This is a genomic window from Chryseobacterium sp. UF-290 (genome assembly GCF_058245615.1).
Window position 1 is genome coordinate 245971 of sequence record NZ_JBSICB010000001.1, and the last position, 18750, is coordinate 264720.

Consider the following 18750-nt stretch of genomic DNA (forward strand, 5'->3'; position numbering starts at 1 on the left):
ATTTCTGAAGCCTTTGATTTTTAATTTTTATTAGTCATTTGGAATTCTCTTACTATCATAAGTATCGCTTCCAAGCCCAAGAACCGGAATAAAAATAAATCCAAATAAGAGGATCAAAATAGTGTACAGAGGCGTTTCTTTTGCAAAGCCTTTGGCAAGCCTGTCATAAACCACCCAGCATGCATAAATATTGACCAAAGGAATAAAGAACAAGATGATCCACCATATCGGTTTCTTGACAATATCCAGCAGTACTATCGAATTATAGATCGGGATAAAAGCTGCCCATGCATCTTCTCTTCCGGCTTTCTGGAAGATTTTATACATACAATATCCGTAAAACAGATAGGCCAGTAAGCCTATGATCATTGTTCCAATCCCTAATCCCGCAGCAGCTGCACCAGATACCGCATCTACCCCCTCGTAAGGGTCTGTTTGTAAAAGAGTTAACATATTATTATTTTTTTTTTGGTTTATCCAAATATAAAAAAAGCTTCCAAATAATCAGAAGCTTTTGTATTATATTTTTAAAAACGTTTATGCATCAATTTTTGCATATTTCGCATTCTTTTCGATAAACTCTCTTCTTGGTGGAACCTCATCTCCCATCAACATAGAGAAAATGCTGTCTGCCTCCACCGCGTTATCAATAGTTACCTGCTTCAAGATTCTGTGCTCAGGATTAAGGGTTGTTTCCCAAAGCTGCTCAGGGTTCATTTCCCCAAGACCTTTGTAACGTTGTACTTCTACTCCTTTTCCATCCGGAGAGATCTCTAAAGTGAACTCCTCACGCTCTTTTTCGTTATAAGCATAAACTTTTTTATTTCCTCTTTTCAACAGGTATAAAGGTGGCTGAGCGATATAGATATATCCGTTCTCAATAAGCTCCTTCATATATCTGAAGAAGAAAGTAAGAATAAGAGTAGAAATGTGAGATCCGTCAATATCGGCATCGGTCATGATCACGATCTTGTGGTATCTCAGCTTTGATAAATTCAAAGCTTTGCTGTCTTCTTCTGTTCCTACAGAGACGCCAAGTGCCGTATAGATATTTCTGATCTCTTCATTATCATATACTTTATGAAGCATGGACTTTTCTACGTTCAGGATCTTACCTCTCAACGGAAGAATAGCCTGGAAGTGTCTGTCTCTTCCCTGCTTAGCCGTTCCCCCTGCAGAATCTCCCTCTACCAGGAAGATTTCAGATTCAGCCGGATCTTTGGATGAACAGTCAGACAGTTTTCCCGGAAGACCGGAGCCCCCCATTGGAGATTTTCTCTGAACCATTTCACGGGCTTTCTTTGCAGCCTGTCTTGCTTTTGCAGCCAAAACTACCTTCTGAACGATCTGTTTAGCTTCTGTAGGGTTTTCTTCAAGGAAATTGGTAAGCATTTCCCCTACGATTTTATCTACAGCTCCTGAAACTTCAGAATTCCCTAGTTTTGTTTTCGTTTGTCCTTCAAACTGAGGTTCCATTACTTTTACAGAAATTACGGCAGTCAATCCTTCACGGAAGTCGTCTCCTGTAATCTCCACTTTTTCTTTCTGAGGAATTCCCAGATCATCAGCATATTTCTTAAGGGTTCTCGTCAAAGCACGTCTGAAACCTGCCAGGTGAGTACCCCCTTCATGGGTGTTGATATTGTTTACGTAAGAGTGAAGATTCTCGTTGAAAGAAGTGTTGTAACGCATGGCAACCTCTACCGGAATGTTGTCCCTTTCTCCTTCCATGAAAATCACGTGCTCCATAATAGATTCACGGCTTCCATCGATGTATGCAACGAATTCCTTTAGCCCTCCTTCAGAATGAAAAATTTCTGATCTGAAAGAACCGTCTTCCAATCTCTCTCTTTCATCAGTAAGGGTAATGGTAATTCCTTTATTAAGGTAAGAAAGCTCTCTTAAACGGCTTGCTAAAGTGTCATAGTTATAAACTAATTCTGTAAAAATGGTATCATCCGGCTGGAAGAACTGCTTTGTTCCTCTCTTGTCACTATTACCAATTTCTTCAACTCCTGTTTGAGCTTTTCCCTTGGAATACACCTGCTGGTAAACATTTCCGTCTCTGTAAACGGTAGTGATCATTTCGTTGGAAAGGGCGTTCACACAAGAAACCCCTACTCCGTGAAGACCTCCTGAAACCTTGTAAGAATCTTTATCGAACTTACCTCCGGCTCCAATCTTTGTCATTACAACCTCCAGGGCTGATTTTTGTTCCTTTTCATGGAAGTCAACCGGAATACCTCTACCATTGTCACTTACTTCAATTCCGTTTCCTTCTTTAATGCTAACGAAGATCGTATCACAGTATCCTGCCAACGCTTCGTCAATAGAGTTATCTACTACTTCATAAACCAAATGGTGGAGTCCTCTGACTCCTACATCACCAATGTACATTGAAGGACGCATACGAACGTGCTCCATTCCTTCCAATGCCTGAATACTACTAGCTGTATATTGTTTCTGACTCATATCAAATTATTAAATCCTGCCAAATGCAAAGACCTACAAATATCGTGATTTTTTTCGAGGTATGAAAGTTAAAAAATGTCAAAAAAGTATTGTTATCAGCATAAAAAAAGAAGATTAAAGTTTCTCCTTATTTTTAGAGTAATTATTTAAAACATTACAATTTCAAAATCAATTTTTTACCATTTTTGAAAACCATGATATCAGATTTCCAGGTCATTTTAAATATGTATATTTTTCATTAAAATGGCTATTGCTTTCAAAGCAGCAGATTTTTACAGAGGGATAAAGAAAACAAAGTTAATATACTTTTCATCAAGTCATACTGTATTAAATCATACTTGGGATCAATAATTTATACGTAAATTTATTTACTCAAAAGTTGATATTATGGATGATTTTATTGCGGCTCGTGCGCAGATGGCCTTATCTCTGGGCTTCCATATCATTTTCTCCTGTGTGGGTATGGTGATGCCTTTCTTAATGGCCTTTGCCCATTGGAAATACTTAAAGACCAATAATGAAATATATAAAGGACTTACAAAAGCCTGGAGCAAAGGGGTAGCAATCCTGTTTGCCACCGGTGCTGTTTCCGGTACCATGCTTTCCTTTGAACTCGGGCTTCTGTGGCCTGGTTTTATGAAACATGCAGGTCCTATTTTCGGAATGCCTTTTTCTTTGGAAGGAACAGCTTTCTTCATAGAGGCTATTGCCATCGGGTTCTTTTTATATGGCTGGGAAAAATTCAATAAGTGGTTTCACTGGTTCTGCGGCTTCCTTGTTGGCGTAAGCGGTCTTGCCTCCGGAATTCTGGTCGTTGCGGCCAATGCATGGATGAATTCTCCTTCCGGTTTTGATTATATCAACGGACAGTACCTTAATATTGATCCTATTAAAGCAATGCTGAACGACGCCTGGTTTCCTCAGGCTCTTCATATGACCGTGGCTGCATTTTGCGCCACCGGGTTTGCTGTAGCCGGGGTACATGCGTTTTTAATTATGCGGAGAAAAAATGTTGAATTCCATACCAAAGCTTTCAAAATAGCGGTAGGATTTGCGCTTATCGGAGCCTTTGGAGCTCCTTTGAGTGGTGATATTGCGGCCAAATCGGTAGCTGAGAGACAGCCTATTAAATTAGCGGCTATGGAAGCTCATTTTGAAACTGAGAAAGGCGCATCATTCGTTATCGGCGGAATTCCTGATGCGGAAAAAGGTGAAATCAAATATGCCATTAAAATTCCCAAAGTATTAAGCTTTCTGGTCAGCAATGATTTTAATTCTGAAGTAAAAGGGCTCAAGGATTTCCCTAGAGATGAATGGCCGCCTGTTGCCGTTACCCATTATGCATTTCAGATCATGATCTTTTTCGGAGTCGTGATGATCTGCATCGGAATGGTCTATTTATATGCTTTCTTTTTCAAAAAGGAATGGCTGACGAAAACGTGGCTATTAAAAACATTCTTAATCGCAACTCCTTTCGGATACATTGCACTGGAAGCCGGATGGACGGTTACCGAAGTGGGAAGACAACCCTGGATCATCTACGGAATCATGAGAACGATAGATGCCGTGACACCAATGCCGGGAATTCAATATTCTTTTTACTTCTTCACGGCTATCTTCGTATCATTATCACTGATCCTTATCTTCCTTTTAAGAAGACAGATACAGATGGTACCCAGACTTTACGACCCTACTGACCCTCAGTTTAACGATAAAAACAAGAAATCATGATTTACATTGTTATAGGCTTTCTCTGGCTTTCCATCTGTCTTTATATTATCCTGGGAGGTGCTGATTTCGGAGCAGGTATTGTAGAGCTTTTCACAAATAAAAAAGCCCGTCATAAAACTCATGAGATCATGTATGAGTCTATCGCGCCAGTATGGGAAGCTAACCATATGTGGCTCATCATCGCTATTGTAATCCTTTTTGTAGGATTTCCTGAAATCTATACCACCATGTCTACCTATCTTCATATTCCTTTGGTACTGATGCTCGTAGGAATTATCGCAAGGGGAACAGCATTTACATTCAGGCATTATGATGCCGTGAAAGATAACTGGCAGATTTTATATACCCAGATATTTTATTTTGCAAGTCTTTTGACACCTTTCTTTCTGGGATTAATAGCGGCTGCAACCGTTTCACACTCCATCAATCCTGATGCCGTAGGATTTCTGGATCTGTATGTTTTCAGCTGGCTCAACTGGTTCGGTGTTTCTGTAGGCCTGTTTACCGTAGCGCTTTGTGCTTATCTTGCCTCCATCTTTTCATTGAGAGAAACCAAAGACAAAGCTGAACTCCTGCTGATGATCAGAAAGTCTAAACAAACAATGATATTTGTGGTCATTACCGGAATATTAGTGTTTGTGACTGCTTATATTTCAGATATTCCGCTTTTAATGTGGGTATTCTCTAAACCTTTAGGAATTATGGCGATTGCTTTTGCAACGATTGCCCTGTTGCTGATCCTTAGGGCAATGAACCGGCAAAAGCTGCTTCCGGTAAGGGCTTTGGCAGGATTTCAGATAGTCATGATTTTGGTAGCAGCCACCTATCAGCACAATCCTGATATTATTTTATTAGGAAACGGGCAGCATCTTTCACTGTTGGAGCATATGGCTCCTGCAAAGACCATTTCTGTTTTGGGATGGGCACTGATTCTGGGATCATTATTTATCCTTCCCTTCCTGTTTTACCTGATGGCTTCATTCAGCAGACTGAGAAAATAAAAACATGATGCAGAATTATAAGGACAAAACCGAGCTTATCGAGGAGCTGAGAAAAAGATATCAGCTTTACGACCAGGAATTTGATGACATAAAAGAAGCTGACAAAGATCTTCTAAAACCAGGTGTCGATAAAACGCCATCACAAAATATCTCTTATCAGATCGGATGGACCCGTTTACTTTTACAATGGGAATCTGATGAAAAGGAAGGAATGGAAGTGAAAACGCCTACTGCTGATTATAAATGGAATAATTTAAAGGGCCTTTATCAGTCCTTTTACAACCAATATGGAACTTACAGCCTTCGCGAGCAAAGGAATCTATTGCAAATCCAGGTCGATGAGATTATAAAATGGATAGAAAGTCTTGATCATGAAACATTATTCGTACCGGAACAAAGAAAGTGGGCGACAACTCCTGCAAAATGGCCTGTATGGAAATGGGTGCATATCAATACCGCAGCTCCTTTCAAAAACTTCAGAGCACAGCTGCGAAAGTGGAAAAAAGAAATGGGACAATAGAGACTTGAGACAAGAACTGCAAAGATATATTTTAGTCAATAAACAAAAAATCCTCCAAAAATTTAATTTGGAGGATTTTTTGTTTATATAAATCTTGATTAAGCTAATTTCATTAAAAGACTTTCGTCGGTCTTTTCAACTTTCACCAGATTATTCTTTGTCAACGTTTTAGAAGCTTTATCCCACTTCTTACCGGATAGCTGGCTTCTTTCTTTTACTTCAGCTAAAGCCATTGGTTCTTCCTGAGAATTAAGAATTTCAAGGATTACCTTTTCATCTTCTCCTAATTCAATTTGTGGAACTGCTTTTTCAGGTCTCATCTGAGGGAAGAACAGTACTTCCTGGATAGAGGCATTGTTCGTTAAGAACATTGTTAATCTGTCCATACCGATTCCTAATCCGGCTGTTGGAGGCATACCGTATTCCAGAGCTCTTAAGAAATCCTGGTCAATAAACATAGCTTCATCATCTCCTTTCTCTGAAAGCTTCATCTGCTCTTCAAAACGCTCTCTCTGATCAATAGGATCATTAAGCTCTGAATAGGCATTGGCAACTTCCTTACCACATACCATTAATTCAAAACGCTCTGTTAAGCCTTCTTTGCTTCTATGCTTTTTAGTCAGAGGAGACATTTCGATAGGATAATCCGTAATGAATGTTGGCTGAATAAAGTTTTCTTCACACTTTTCACCAAAGATTTCATCAATAAGCTTTCCTTTACCCATTGTTTCGTCTACTTCAATGCCGACAGACTTTGCGAAATCATACAATTCCTGCTCGGTTTTTCCCGTGATATCAAAGCCGGTAAATCTCTGGATTGCCTCTGTCATAGAAACTCTTTCAAAAGGTGCTTTGAAATCAATCTCGTGTTCACCAAATGTAGCTTTGGTTGTTCCGTTTACCTGAATTGCACAGAATTCCAATAATTTTTCAGTAAAGTTCATCAACCAGTTGTAGTCTTTATAGGCCACATAAATTTCCATTACAGTAAATTCAGGATTGTGCGTTCTGTCCATCCCTTCATTTCTGAAGTTTTTAGAGAACTCATATACTCCGTCAAAACCACCTACGATCAGTCTTTTCAGATACAATTCGTTGGCAATCCTTAAGTATAATGGAATATCCAAAGCATTATGATGAGTAATAAACGGTCTTGCTGCTGCTCCTCCCGGAATGGACTGTAATACAGGAGTTTCTACTTCAAAATATCCCGCATCGTTAAAGAAAGTTCTCATCGCGCTGAACAGCTTTGTTCTTTTCACGAAAATGTCCTTTACATGTGGATTTACCGTTAAATCTACATACCGTTGTCTGTATCTTAATTCCGGATCTGTAAACCCGTCATGTACCACTCCGTTTTCATCGGTCTTAGCCTGAGGAAGCGGACGTAAAGCTTTGGTAAGGAGCGTAAAGTTCTTTACTAAAACGGTCTTCTCTCCTACCTGAGTGGTAAACAATTCCCCTTCAATACCGATAATATCACCAATATCTAAAAGGTGCTTATAAACTTCGTTATATAATTCTTTGTCTTCTCCCGGACAGATCTCATCCCTGTTGAAGTAAACCTGAATTTTTCCTTTAGAATCCTGCAATTCTGCGAAAGAGGCTTTCCCCTGAATTCTGCGGGACATCAATCTACCAGCGATCTTCACCTGTTTACTTTCAGAAAAATCCTGTTTTATAGATTCTGTAGTATCTGTAATGGTATACTCATCCGCAGGGAACGCATTAATCCCCATTTCAGTAAGCTTATTCAGCTTTTCTCTTCTAATGATTTCTTGTTCTGATAATTGCATTTCTTATTTTTCTAAAAGCGTACAAATTTAGGCATTTTTGCGCTGTCCGTCAATGGCTTTTTTCAGAAATTTTAAAACGGGAATCATGAAAGGTGTTTTTAAAGATATAAGAACCAAGAGTCAAGACGCAAGACGCAAGATAAGAGACATTGACATATTGAGACTATAGCCGGAAACTCAGAAATTGGCAACCCTATACTAAGGGCCTGTTTAAATTTGTATTAAAATAGTATTTCTCGCTGATTTTGCAAATCCTGCTGATCTGATTTACGAATAATGATCTGCTGAATCGGGAAAATCTGCGGGAAAATAAAAAATAAAGCGTTAAATTAATGAGACAAAATTATTAGCAATTAAATTTAAACAGCATCTAATAGACAATCAAATTTAAGACTTGTATAAGAAATTGATTATTACAACCAATCTTTTTGATTCTGTTGAAGAATAAACGTCCAGGCCAGCATCCGGCTTATTTTCTGTCCCTGGGCCATATCAATAATTTTGAAATACGCTTTATGCTTCTTCAAAAGTGCAGTCAATTTAGGTAAATTGTCTTTTTTTGAAACCAAACAGGTAAACCAAAGAACCTGCGATGGGTATAAAACGCTTTCATTAATCATATTCGTAATAAAAGCGATCTCACCCCCTTTGCACCACAGCTCGGATTGCTGTCCGCCGAAATTAAGAAGGGGTTTCTGTTTCTTTGATTTGTTAAGATTTTTTGTTTTCCTGATATTTCCTTTTATGGCAGATTCTTCAGAATCATGAAAAGGAGGATTGCACATGGAAAATGTAAACCGGTCCTCAGGCATAATTATATTTTTAAAGATATGATCTGAGCCGGGCTGGTGCTTTAACTGAATTGCTGATGCTAAATCCGGATTATGCTCTAAAATTTCATGGGCATTTCTCAGGGAATCTTCGTTGATATCCGTTCCTGTCATCTCCCAGTCATACGACCTGTGTGCAATTAAAGGATAAACAAGATTGGCTCCTGCTCCGATATCCAAACCTCTTATAAGCCTCCCTGTAGGGATTTCTCCAAAGGATTCCGCTAAAAGATCGGCGATATAATGGACATAATCGGCACGTCCGGGTATAGGAGGACATAAGTTGGCATCTGGAATATCCCAATCCTTAACATTATAAAAATGTAAGAGTAGTGCTTTATTGAGCAGTTTAACTGCCTTTGGAATGCTAAAGTTAATGGTTACCGTATGATAAGCATTGACGAAAACATAGTGTTTCAGTTCCGGCACACAAGAAATAAGCCGATCAAAATCATAGGGATTGCGATGCAGGTTTCTTGTGTGCAGACTGGATTTTTCAGCAGGCATATTTTATTTCTTCTGACTTAAAATATATTCCACCATTTTTTTGGCATCTTCTTTAGATACCTGTGGATGAGCAGCCATTGGGACGCCTCCCCAAACTCCACTTCCGCCTTCTATGATCTTGGAAGCCAGCAGTTCGATATCCTTTTCAGAATATTTGGCTGCGATTTCCTGATAAGAAGGTCCTATCATTCTCTCATTCACAGAGTGACATCCGGAGCAGTCTAATGTTTCTATGATCTGATCACCTGAAAGATTAGATTTTGCCGGCTCTGAAACAGATGCTGTTTCAGAAGATGAAGCCACTTCTGCTGTATTTTCTTTTTTAGAACAGGAGAGCATTATAAGACTCAATGCCCCTGCCAAAAGTGTTTTTTTCATTATTTTTTCGCTGTAGAATCTGTTTTTGCAGCTTCAGGGGCAGCAGGAGTTTCAGCAGCTGGTGCAGCAGGTTTAGCAGTAGAGTCGGCAACAGTTGTTACTTCCGGCTCTTCAAGCATAGTGTTGCTGTCTTGTAATGAATGATCTACTTTTTTAGAACAGTTTACTACTAATAAACCTCCGATAAATGCAATTGCTAATACTTTTTTCATTGTTTTCTAATTTGGAAGCAAAAATATAAAAAATAAACTTTTAAACTTATGACAAATGTTTTCTTTGAAAGAAATTTTAAAGATAGAACCTGATTTGACCGGATAAAAAATAATTCAAAATACAGGGAAATTTAAATAAGGTTATTATTTTTGTGTAACAATCAATCAAATCAAGAATATTATCCTTTAATAAAAAACTTATGACCACAAGAAATTTATTTAAAACAGCCTTAATTGGCGTTTCCTCAACCATTCTCCTATCCTGCGACAGTTCTTCATCAGATCCTCAAACCTCAGAGTATTCGGATAAAATAGAATCAGTCACACTATTAAAAGCAACAAAATCATGGGATGGAACATTGTATGGCAGCTATCCCGGCGGACAACCTGAAATATCAGTCCTTAAGATTGCCGTTCCTCCCCATTCAGCTTTAGATTGGCACAAACATCCTGTCATCAATGCAGCTTATATAGAAAAGGGAGAAATCCAGATAGAAAGAAAAGAAGATGGTAAAACACAGTGGGTAAAGAAGGGACAGGTACTTCCGGAAATGGTTAATATCGCCCACAGAGGTAAAACAGGAGATAAAGGAGCTACCCTTATCGTTTTCTACAGTGGCTCTACAGATCTTCCTCTATCAGAACCGGTACATTAAATAATCTGAAGTGCAGGAATCGCAGGCAGTATAAAACTTTTACATTTTGTTTTCAGTTCGCAAAATGACATCTTTCAGCAATGAAAATATTTAAAATAAGCTTTGGGAATATTAATATAATAAAAACAGTCTGCTATATGAAAAGATAATATTAAATTTAAGCAATGATTTTAATCTCAAAAATTCTGTTCTTCACCAGTCATCATGGTTTTTATACTGTGATACTTCTCTTTTTATTTTTTGGATTGCTTTCATATGTAACAAGAAAAGCATTGTTTCTGATCCCGATCATTCCTCTCGCCATTTTAAATGGATTGGGGGGACAGTTTCTCAGCGCATGGTTCCTGAATAAATATGGAGTTGAAAGCACTGCGATCATCACCTCTGATGTAGAAACCAACTCTACTTTGAATGACATGTACATTCATGATTACGAAGCGATTGTAAAGAAACAGGATGGTAAATATGTCACAACCTTCTTTTCTACTACCACTGCCGCAATTTATCCAATTGAGAATGCAATCAGGATTCCAAGAGTAGAGGTCCCATTTCCGGTAAAATATATTCCCGGATACGAAAAGAATATTGTTATCCTTTACACTCTGTCTGAGGAAGGAAAAGCAAATCTGAAATATTCAAAGCTTGCCCCGGTCAATTCTGCAAAGATCAAATATGAGGCAGACAGGACCAATAAGGAATTCATTGAGGAATACATCTCTGCTCTGGAAGATTATACAGCATCCTATGATGATGAGAATTATAAATCAAAACTTAAAGAACTCAAACAGGAACTGGAACACCTGAAGTAACCTTTCTGATGTTAAGTTTCTTTAATTTTGCACTTTTTTATTTTTTGTATTAAAAAATTTTCTACTTTTGTAGCATGTTTAACATGAGCAACAATATTTGGTGGTGGCTTTCAAACTCTTCGTCGGGTCTGGAAGTATTGTCATGTTGTTAACTGTACAGCAGAAATAATCAAAATAAACAATATATAGGCTTTGACGGATACCGTTGAAGCCTTTTTTTATTCCTTAATCTCACAAAAAAATAAAACAGCAGATGCTTACTGATACAATCAAAATAAAAACCGTTTCGAAAAAAACACTGGGAGATATTCATACTCCCATGAATATTTATCTTAAGATCAGAGATAAATTCCGGGATACAATTCTTCTGGAAAGTTCTGATTCAAAGAGCATTGATAATAATTTCTCCTTTATTGCCATCAATGCCATTGCCGGAATAGAAGTGAAAAACCTTACTGAATTTGAGGTAAAGCTTCCTGATTCCGCCCCGGTCAAGGAGCTTATTGGGGAGCGTAACATTACCGATATATTTGAAAAGTTCCGCAAGGTCTTTGATTGTGAAAGAACTCATGATCCTATAGAGCAGACCGCTCAAAGCCTTTTTGGATATACAAGCTTTGAAGCTGTGCAGTTTTTTGAAAACGTAGATTTAAAAGCACAAAGTCCTGAAGTGGAAATTCCTGTTCTCAGGTACAGACTCTATCAATATGTAATTGCCATCAATCATTTTAATGATGAAATGTACATCATTGAAAATCAGATCAACGGAATAAAATCTGAGCTTCATCTTTTGGAAAACCTCATCAAAAATCAGAATACCCCGGTCTACCCTTTTGAAAAGAACGGAGAGGAAACATCAAACATTACGGACGAAGATTATATTGAACTGGTAAAAACAGCTCAGAAGCACTGCATGAGAGGTGATGTCTTTCAGCTGGTTTTAAGCAGAAGGTTCGAGCAGAAATTCAAAGGTGATGAGTTTAACGTATACAGAGCTTTGAGAAACATCAACCCGTCTCCTTACCTGTTTTATTTTGATTACGGAAGCTATAAACTATTCGGTTCCAGTCCTGAAAGCCAGCTGATCATCAAAAACAACAAAGCAATTATTCATCCGATTGCCGGAACAGCGAGAAGAACAGGAAATTTTGAAGCCGACCTTCAGGCGATTGAAACATTAAAAGCTGATCCTAAAGAAAATGCAGAACACACCATGCTGGTGGATCTGGCAAGAAATGATCTCGGAAAGCTTGGAAAAAATGTAACGGTTACAAAGCTTAAAGAAATACAGCTTTTCTCACACGTTATCCATATGGTAAGTGAAGTAACGGCCGATGTCACAGAAGAGATCAACCCGTTGGAAATGGTTTCCGCTACCTTTCCACAGGGAACTTTAAGCGGGGCGCCAAAACATAAAGCGCTTCAGCTTATCAATCAGTATGAAAAAGACTCCAGAGGATATTACGGCGGATGTATTGGGATGATTGGCCTCAATGCAAACTGTAATCAGGCTATTATGATCAGAACATTCTTAAGCAAAAACAATACGCTGTATTACCAGGCAGGAGCCGGTCTTGTTGCAAAATCCATTCCTGAAAACGAGCTACAGGAAGTGAATAACAAACTAAATGCACTCAAAAAAGCAGTGGAGAAAGCGGAAAAGATCGTTGAAAACTAATAACAGGCACTACAAAATATCTGCAACTAGCAAAAAAACAAAAAAGAAATGAGCAACACTATAAACAGTACCCCATCAGCTTCTAAAGTTCTCGTATTTGATAATTATGACAGCTTTACTTACAACCTGGTTCAGATCATTGAAAGAATTCTGAACCAGAAAGTAGATGTCGTGAGAAATGATAAAATAACTCTGGAGGAAGTGGATCAATATGATAAGATCATTCTTTCACCAGGTCCGGGAATTCCTGAAGAGGCTGGAATCTTATTAGACCTGATAAAAACATATGCCCCCACTAAAAGTATTCTGGGAGTATGTCTCGGTCAACAGGCTATTGCCGAAGCTTTCGGAGGAAATCTGATCAACCTGTCTGAAATTTTCCATGGAGTGGCTACAACTACAGACCTGGTAAAAGAAGGTACAAAACTGTTTAAGGATCTGAATTCAGGACTTGAAGTCGGAAGATACCACAGCTGGGCAGTCGATCCTGAAAGCTTCCCTGAAGAGCTGGAAGTTACGGCAATAGATAAGGACGGAATGATCATGGCTTTACAGCATAAAACCTATGATGTACACGGAGTACAGTTCCACCCTGAAAGTATTTTGACTCCTGACGGAGAAGTAATCATTAAAAACTTTCTCCTACAATGAACACCGCGGAAATTTCCTCAACGATAAAAACACCTCAAATGAAAGAAATATTACAATACCTTTTTAACCATCATACTTTGTCAAAATCCGAGGCAAAAGCAATGATGATTGAAATTGCCCAGAATAAATTCAATGCAGCAGAAGTCACAGCTTTTATCAGTGTTTTTCTGATGCGCAATATTACATTGAATGAGCTTGAAGGTTTCAGAGAAGCCTTATTACAAATGGCCGTTCCTGTTGATCTCAATGCCGGTGATGCCATTGATATCGTAGGGACCGGAGGTGACGGAAAAAACACAATCAATATATCAACATTGGCCAGCTTTGTGGTGGCCGGAGCCGGACAGAAGGTGACAAAACATGGAAATTACGGGGCTTCTACCACTACAGGCTCTTCCAATGTGCTGGAAGAGCTCGGATATCAGTTCAAAAAAAATTCTGAACAGCTGAATGAAGACCTTGAAAAGGCTAATATCTGTTTTTTACATGCTCCTTACTTCCACCCTGCTTTACAGTCGGTAGGATTATTGAGAAAATCTCTGGGATTAAGAACATTCTTCAATCTTTTGGGTCCGTTGGTCAATCCTGTAAAACCTCAGTTTTCAATGATTGGAGTTTACAACCTGGAAATTGCCAGGATTTATCAATACCTGCTGCAAAAAGAATCCCGTGAGTTTATCCTGGTACATGGTCTTGATGGTTATGATGAAATCAGCCTGACCCATGACAGTAAAATCATCACGAAGAACGGGGAAGAGATCTTTTCTGCTGAGGGTCTGGGATTCAGTCCTGTAACTCTTGAAGATATCAAAGCCGGAAACACCATCCGGGAAACAGCAAAGATCTTCAGAAATATCCTGGAAGGTAACGGTACTGAGCAACAAAATTCTGTAGTATTGGCCAATGCCTCTGTAGCCTTGTTTCATACCCGCCAATTCGGAACTTATGAAGACTGTCTGCTTTTAGCCAAAGAAAGCCTGGAAAGCAAAAAAGCACTGAAAAGCTTCGAACTCCTGATCAATTAAAAACGAAAACTATAGTAGTTTAACGACCTCTCTAACTTCTAACTTCTAACTTCTAAACACAAAAAATGACCATACTCGATACAATTATTGAAAGAAAAAAAGAAGAAATCGCTGTAGCAAAGTCTGGCACTTCTGTGGAACAATTGAAAGACACTCTGTTTTTTCAAAGAGCGACCTATTCCCTGAAAGAATCGGTCAAAAATAAAAGCGGAATCATTGCTGAGTTTAAAAGGCAATCTCCATCAAAAGGCATTATCAATAACAATGTTCTGCCATTAGAAGTTGCTTCAGCTTATGAAAAATCGGGGGCCAGCGGAATTTCTATTCTGACAGATAAGGATTTTTTTGGAGGAAGCTTTAATGATATTCTGAATGTAAGAGACCTCATCAATATCCCAATTCTACGAAAAGATTTTATGATCGATGAATACCAGTTCTATGAAGCAAAAAGTATCGGAGCTGACGTTGTTCTGCTGATCGCTTCCTGCCTTTCTCCATTTCAGGTTCAGGAGTTCGCTGAACTGGCCCATGAGCTGAATATGGAAGTTCTGCTGGAAATTCATACCGAAGAAGAATTGGGCCACTTCAATTCAGAAATTGATCTGGTTGGAATTAATAACAGGAATTTAAAAGATTTCAAAGTGGATCTCCGGCATTCTGTTCAGTTAAAGAATCTTCTTCCAAAAGATATTTTGTCTGTTGCAGAAAGCGGGATTTACAGCCTTGAAGATTTCACCTATTTAAAAGAACAGGGATTCGACAGTTTTCTGATGGGAGAATATTTCATGAGAAATGCAGATCCGGCCAAAGCTTTTGAAGAATTTACCTTACAAATCTGAAAATGAATAACAATCTGCAAAAACTATCTATCACCAGCAACTAACCGTTATGAAGCATCAACAGGCAGCTAGCAACCTAATTCCTAAACTCAAAGTCTGTGGTCTAACAAAACCGGACCAGATTCAGGAGCTTATTGCTATGAAAGTAAACTTTCTTGGTTTTATCTTCTATGAAAAGTCTCCAAGATATGTTCTGAGCCATTTGACTTTAGAGCATATTTCAAAGATCGATCATATTGGAAAAACAGGGGTTTTTGTAAATGAAAAGATCGATAAAGTGGCTGAGATCGCTGAAAAAGCAAGGCTTAATTTTATTCAGCTGCATGGTGACGAGGATTCAGGATTTATCAAAAAATTAAAAGTAAAACTTCCGGAAATACCCATCATAAAAGCGATCAGAATCAACTCTGTCATTCTGAAGGACGAAGAATCTCTTCTCAACTTTCGACATCGTTTCTTCACTTCATTCCATTCCATTCAGAATGATATTGACTATATTCTTTTCGATACTGATTCCAAAGCGTTTGGGGGGACAGGACAGACTTTTGACTGGAGTATTTTGGAACAACTGGAATTTGACAAGCCCTATTTCCTGAGTGGAGGTATATCAGAAGAAAATATTGGAAATATTGAAGCATTACATCAGAAACCTTTTGCATTGGATATCAATTCAAAATTTGAAACAGAACCGGGTAATAAAGACATCAGCAAAATAAAAAGATTCATATCATCCTTATGATAAGGACATTCAGAACATAATCAGACATTGCCCTAATTAATTGAATTAATCACTAAAGAATAAAGAAAATGAATTATAAAAACCCCGATGAAAACGGATATTATGGAGAATTTGGCGGAGCCTTCATCCCCGAAATGCTCTATCCCAATGTAGAAGAATTGCAGAAAAACTATCTTGACATCATAGAATCTGAAGATTTCCAGAATGAGTATCAGGATCTCCTTAAGAATTATGTGGGACGGGCTACTCCACTTTACCTTGCCAAAAATCTAAGTGCAAAATATAATACCCGGATCTATCTGAAAAGAGAGGACCTCAACCATACCGGAGCTCATAAGATCAATAATGCTCTGGGACAGGTTCTGCTGGCAAAACGTCTTGGAAAAACCAGGATCATTGCTGAAACCGGAGCAGGACAGCATGGTGTTGCCACCGCTACAGCCTGTGCCCTGCTTGGCCTTGAATGTATCGTTTATATGGGTGAAATCGACATTCAGAGACAGGCTCCGAACGTAGCAAGAATGAAAATGCTTGGTGCGGAAGTCGTTGCAGCCACTTCAGGATCGAAAACATTGAAAGATGCAGTAAACGAAGCATTAAGAGACTGGATCAACCATCCTGTTACCACCCATTATGTGATCGGAAGTGTAGTAGGTCCCCACCCTTTTCCTGATCTTGTTGCCAGATTTCAGAGTGTTATTTCAAAAGAAATTAAAGAACAGCTTAAAGAAAAAACAGGAAGAGAAAATCCGGACTATGTGATCGCCTGTGTAGGCGGCGGAAGTAACGCGGCAGGAACCTTTTATCATTTCGTGGAAGAGGAAGGAGTGAAAATCATTGCTGCTGAAGCCGGAGGTCTGGGAGTAGATTCCGGGAAATCTGCCGCTACAACCTTCTTAGGAACCCTTGGAGTACTTCACGGAAGCAAAAGCCTTGTCATGCAGACTGCAGACGGACAGGTTATCGAGCCGCATTCCATTTCTGCAGGATTGGATTACCCGGGGATCGGACCTTTCCATGCGCATCTGTTCAAAGAAAAACGGGCAGAATTCTTCAGCATCAATGATGATGAAGCTTTAAAATGTGCTTTTGAGCTCACAAAGCTGGAAGGAATTATTCCTGCACTGGAAAGTTCGCACGCCCTGGCTGTACTGGATAAGAAGAAATTCAGTGAAGATGATATTGTTGTTATTTGTCTGAGCGGGCGCGGAGATAAGGATATGGAAACTTATTTGAAAAATCTGTAAATTCTGTAAAATGTAAAAAGTATTGATGTAAAATGATTTAAAAACAAACAGTACCAATCATCAACGTGATTTAAAATTACATTAATACATTTTACATCAATACATTAATACAATGAAAATGAAAATGAAAAAACTAAACATATACTTCACAGCAGGTATCCCGCAACTGGATGATACTGCTGATATTATACGACTGATCCAGGATTCCGGAGCGGATATGATTGAGATCGGAATGCCCTATTCTGATCCGGTAGCAGATGGTCCTGTGATCCAGAAAGCTCATGAGCTGGCATTACAGAACGGAATGACCATAGAAAAGCTTTTTTCCCAATTAAAAGCCATCAAAGATGAAATAAAGATACCTATCATCCTGATGGGTTATATCAATCCTGTCTTAAGCTTTGGCTTTGAAAGGTTTTGTGCAGCATGTTCGGAAAGTGGTGTTTCAGGACTGATCCTTCCTGACCTTCCTCCTATTGAATTTGAGAAAAACTATCAGCAGATCTTAAAGAAATATAACCTCAATTTTACATTTCTGGTAACTCCTGAAACTTCCGGTGAAAGGATTATGTATCTTGACTCCTTAAGCTCAGGATTCCTGTATGCTGTAAGCTCTTCTTCTACAACAGGAAATGAAAATGCTGTTTTAAAGAATGAAAATTACCTCAACAGATTAGCTGATCTTGCGCTGAAAAATCCTGTAATGATCGGATTCGGAATCAAATCAAAAGAAGATTTTGAAAATGTGACTGAAAAAGCTGACGGAGGGATCATCGGAACTGCTTTTGTGAATATTCTATTACAGGATAAAGACTGGAAGAAAAGTGCCATAGATTTTATCCATTCCATAAAAGGGTAAAATTCACTAAATTTGTATACCAAAAATTGAAATGAATACAAATCAGAATAAAGCAGTAGAATTTGAAGATTTAGGGATCAGAGAATATCAATCCGCCTGGGATTATCAGGAAAAACTGATGAAAGATATTATCGACACCAAAATAAAAAACAGAGATCTTCCTGCTGAACAGCACATTACCACTCCGAATCATCTTCTTTTGGTTGAGCATCCGCATGTTTATACATTAGGAAAAAGCGGACATGAAGAAAATATGCTTGCCGGTATTGATAAGCTTAAAGAGCTGGAAGCAACTTATGTAAAAACCAACCGGGGGGGAGATATTACTTATCATGGTTACGGCCAGATTGTAGGCTATCCTGTCCTGGACCTTGAAAATTTCTTCACAGATATCCATTTGTATATGAGAAATCTGGAGGAAGTGATTATCAGAACGATTGGTGAATATGGTCTCAAAGGAGAACGTTCCCAGGGAGAAACCGGTGTCTGGCTGGATGTTGGAAAACCTTATGCAAGGAAGATATGTGCAATGGGTGTAAAAGCTTCCCGATGGGTAACATTACATGGCTTTGCTCTGAATGTTAATACAGATATGCGGTATTTCGAATATATTATTCCATGTGGTATCAGGGATAAGCAGGTTACTTCTTTAAAAAGAGAGCTTGAGAGAGACCTGACACCGGAAGAGCTGGAAGATATCAAGGTAAAGATAAGAAAGCATTTCGCCGATGTTTTTCAGGCTGAACTGATCTATAAATAAACCAACAAAAAACTTATTTTTCCTATGCGTCATTACCATT

General features: G+C 38.6%; 19 protein-coding genes. 13 read left to right on the top strand and 6 right to left on the bottom strand.

Annotated features, from left to right (window positions below; translation table 11 throughout):
• Positions 1-30: 30 nt before the first annotated feature.
• Both AC4IF5_RS01090 and gyrB read right to left on the bottom strand, forming a co-directional pair.
• Entirely contained in the window at positions 31-453 is a 423-nt protein-coding gene (locus tag AC4IF5_RS01090) for a DUF5684 domain-containing protein (RefSeq protein ID WP_490730834.1), read from the bottom strand.
• Between the two features lie 84 nt (positions 454-537).
• Positions 538-2472: a DNA topoisomerase (ATP-hydrolyzing) subunit B gene (gene gyrB / locus AC4IF5_RS01095; RefSeq protein WP_490730836.1), complete on the bottom strand. Its 1935-nt coding sequence runs from the start codon at positions 2470-2472 to the stop codon at positions 538-540.
• A gap of 387 nt (positions 2473-2859) precedes the next feature.
• Between gyrB and AC4IF5_RS01100 the strand changes: the two genes are divergently transcribed.
• The 3 genes from AC4IF5_RS01100 to AC4IF5_RS01110 are packed head-to-tail and all read left to right on the top strand — an operon-like array spanning position 2860 to position 5724.
• Positions 2860-4203 carry a cytochrome ubiquinol oxidase subunit I gene (locus AC4IF5_RS01100; RefSeq protein WP_490730838.1) on the top strand — a complete coding sequence of 448 codons (1344 nt, stop codon included), beginning with the start codon at positions 2860-2862 and terminating at the stop codon, positions 4201-4203.
• Positions 4200-5204, top strand: a complete 1005-nt coding sequence (locus AC4IF5_RS01105) for a cytochrome d ubiquinol oxidase subunit II (protein WP_490730840.1) — start codon at positions 4200-4202, stop codon at positions 5202-5204. The genes AC4IF5_RS01100 and AC4IF5_RS01105 overlap by 4 nt, the downstream gene beginning before the upstream one ends.
• Positions 5205-5208: 4 nt before the next feature.
• Positions 5209-5724 carry a ClbS/DfsB family four-helix bundle protein gene (locus tag AC4IF5_RS01110; protein WP_490730842.1) on the top strand — a complete coding sequence of 172 codons (516 nt, stop codon included), beginning with the start codon at positions 5209-5211 and terminating at the stop codon, positions 5722-5724.
• A 98-nt stretch (positions 5725-5822) separates the two neighbouring features.
• Here AC4IF5_RS01110 and lysS read toward each other — a convergent pair whose 3' ends face one another.
• From lysS to AC4IF5_RS01130, 4 genes are all read right to left on the bottom strand, one after another.
• Complete coding sequence (gene lysS / locus AC4IF5_RS01115) at positions 5823-7520, bottom strand: lysine--tRNA ligase (protein WP_490730844.1); 1698 nt, start codon at positions 7518-7520, stop codon at positions 5823-5825.
• 413 nt (positions 7521-7933) lie between these two features.
• Positions 7934-8857 (bottom strand): 23S rRNA (adenine(1618)-N(6))-methyltransferase RlmF, encoded by a 924-nt coding sequence (gene rlmF / locus AC4IF5_RS01120; RefSeq protein WP_490730846.1) that lies wholly within the window; start codon positions 8855-8857, stop codon positions 7934-7936.
• A gap of 3 nt (positions 8858-8860) precedes the next feature.
• On the bottom strand, positions 8861-9235 hold the full coding sequence (locus tag AC4IF5_RS01125; protein WP_490730847.1) for a c-type cytochrome: 375 nt from the start codon (positions 9233-9235) through the stop codon (positions 8861-8863).
• Positions 9235-9447 (bottom strand): hypothetical protein, encoded by a 213-nt coding sequence (locus AC4IF5_RS01130; RefSeq protein ID WP_490730849.1) that lies wholly within the window; start codon positions 9445-9447, stop codon positions 9235-9237. Before AC4IF5_RS01130 ends, AC4IF5_RS01125 begins: the two co-directional genes overlap by 1 nt.
• Positions 9448-9647: 200 nt before the next feature.
• Between AC4IF5_RS01130 and AC4IF5_RS01135 the strand changes: the two genes are divergently transcribed.
• The 10 genes from AC4IF5_RS01135 to lipB all read left to right on the top strand — a co-directional run bounded on the left by AC4IF5_RS01135 (position 9648) and on the right by lipB (position 18710).
• Positions 9648-10103, top strand: a complete 456-nt coding sequence (locus AC4IF5_RS01135; protein WP_490730851.1) for a cupin domain-containing protein — start codon at positions 9648-9650, stop codon at positions 10101-10103.
• A 164-nt stretch (positions 10104-10267) separates the two neighbouring features.
• Positions 10268-10912: a hypothetical protein gene (locus AC4IF5_RS01140; protein WP_490730853.1), complete on the top strand. Its 645-nt coding sequence runs from the start codon at positions 10268-10270 to the stop codon at positions 10910-10912.
• A gap of 253 nt (positions 10913-11165) precedes the next feature.
• On the top strand, positions 11166-12590 hold the full coding sequence (locus AC4IF5_RS01145; protein WP_490730854.1) for an anthranilate synthase component I family protein: 1425 nt from the start codon (positions 11166-11168) through the stop codon (positions 12588-12590).
• A 48-nt stretch (positions 12591-12638) separates the two neighbouring features.
• Complete coding sequence (locus tag AC4IF5_RS01150) at positions 12639-13241, top strand: anthranilate synthase component II (protein WP_490730856.1); 603 nt, start codon at positions 12639-12641, stop codon at positions 13239-13241.
• Between the two features lie 38 nt (positions 13242-13279).
• On the top strand, positions 13280-14266 hold the full coding sequence (gene trpD / locus AC4IF5_RS01155; RefSeq protein ID WP_490730858.1) for an anthranilate phosphoribosyltransferase: 987 nt from the start codon (positions 13280-13282) through the stop codon (positions 14264-14266).
• A gap of 65 nt (positions 14267-14331) precedes the next feature.
• Entirely contained in the window at positions 14332-15105 is a 774-nt protein-coding gene (trpC, locus tag AC4IF5_RS01160) for an indole-3-glycerol phosphate synthase TrpC (RefSeq protein ID WP_490730860.1), read from the top strand.
• Positions 15106-15154: 49 nt separating this feature from the next.
• Positions 15155-15844 (top strand): phosphoribosylanthranilate isomerase, encoded by a 690-nt coding sequence (locus AC4IF5_RS01165; RefSeq protein ID WP_490730862.1) that lies wholly within the window; start codon positions 15155-15157, stop codon positions 15842-15844.
• A gap of 68 nt (positions 15845-15912) precedes the next feature.
• Positions 15913-17091, top strand: coding sequence for a tryptophan synthase subunit beta (gene trpB, locus AC4IF5_RS01170; RefSeq protein WP_490730864.1), 1179 nt, complete (start codon positions 15913-15915; stop codon positions 17089-17091).
• A gap of 124 nt (positions 17092-17215) precedes the next feature.
• On the top strand, positions 17216-17950 hold the full coding sequence (gene trpA, locus AC4IF5_RS01175; protein WP_490730866.1) for a tryptophan synthase subunit alpha: 735 nt from the start codon (positions 17216-17218) through the stop codon (positions 17948-17950).
• Between the two features lie 31 nt (positions 17951-17981).
• A complete protein-coding gene (lipB, locus tag AC4IF5_RS01180; RefSeq protein WP_490730868.1) occupies positions 17982-18710 on the top strand; it encodes a lipoyl(octanoyl) transferase LipB in 729 nt (242 codons plus the stop codon).
• Positions 18711-18750: the final 40 nt, after the last annotated feature.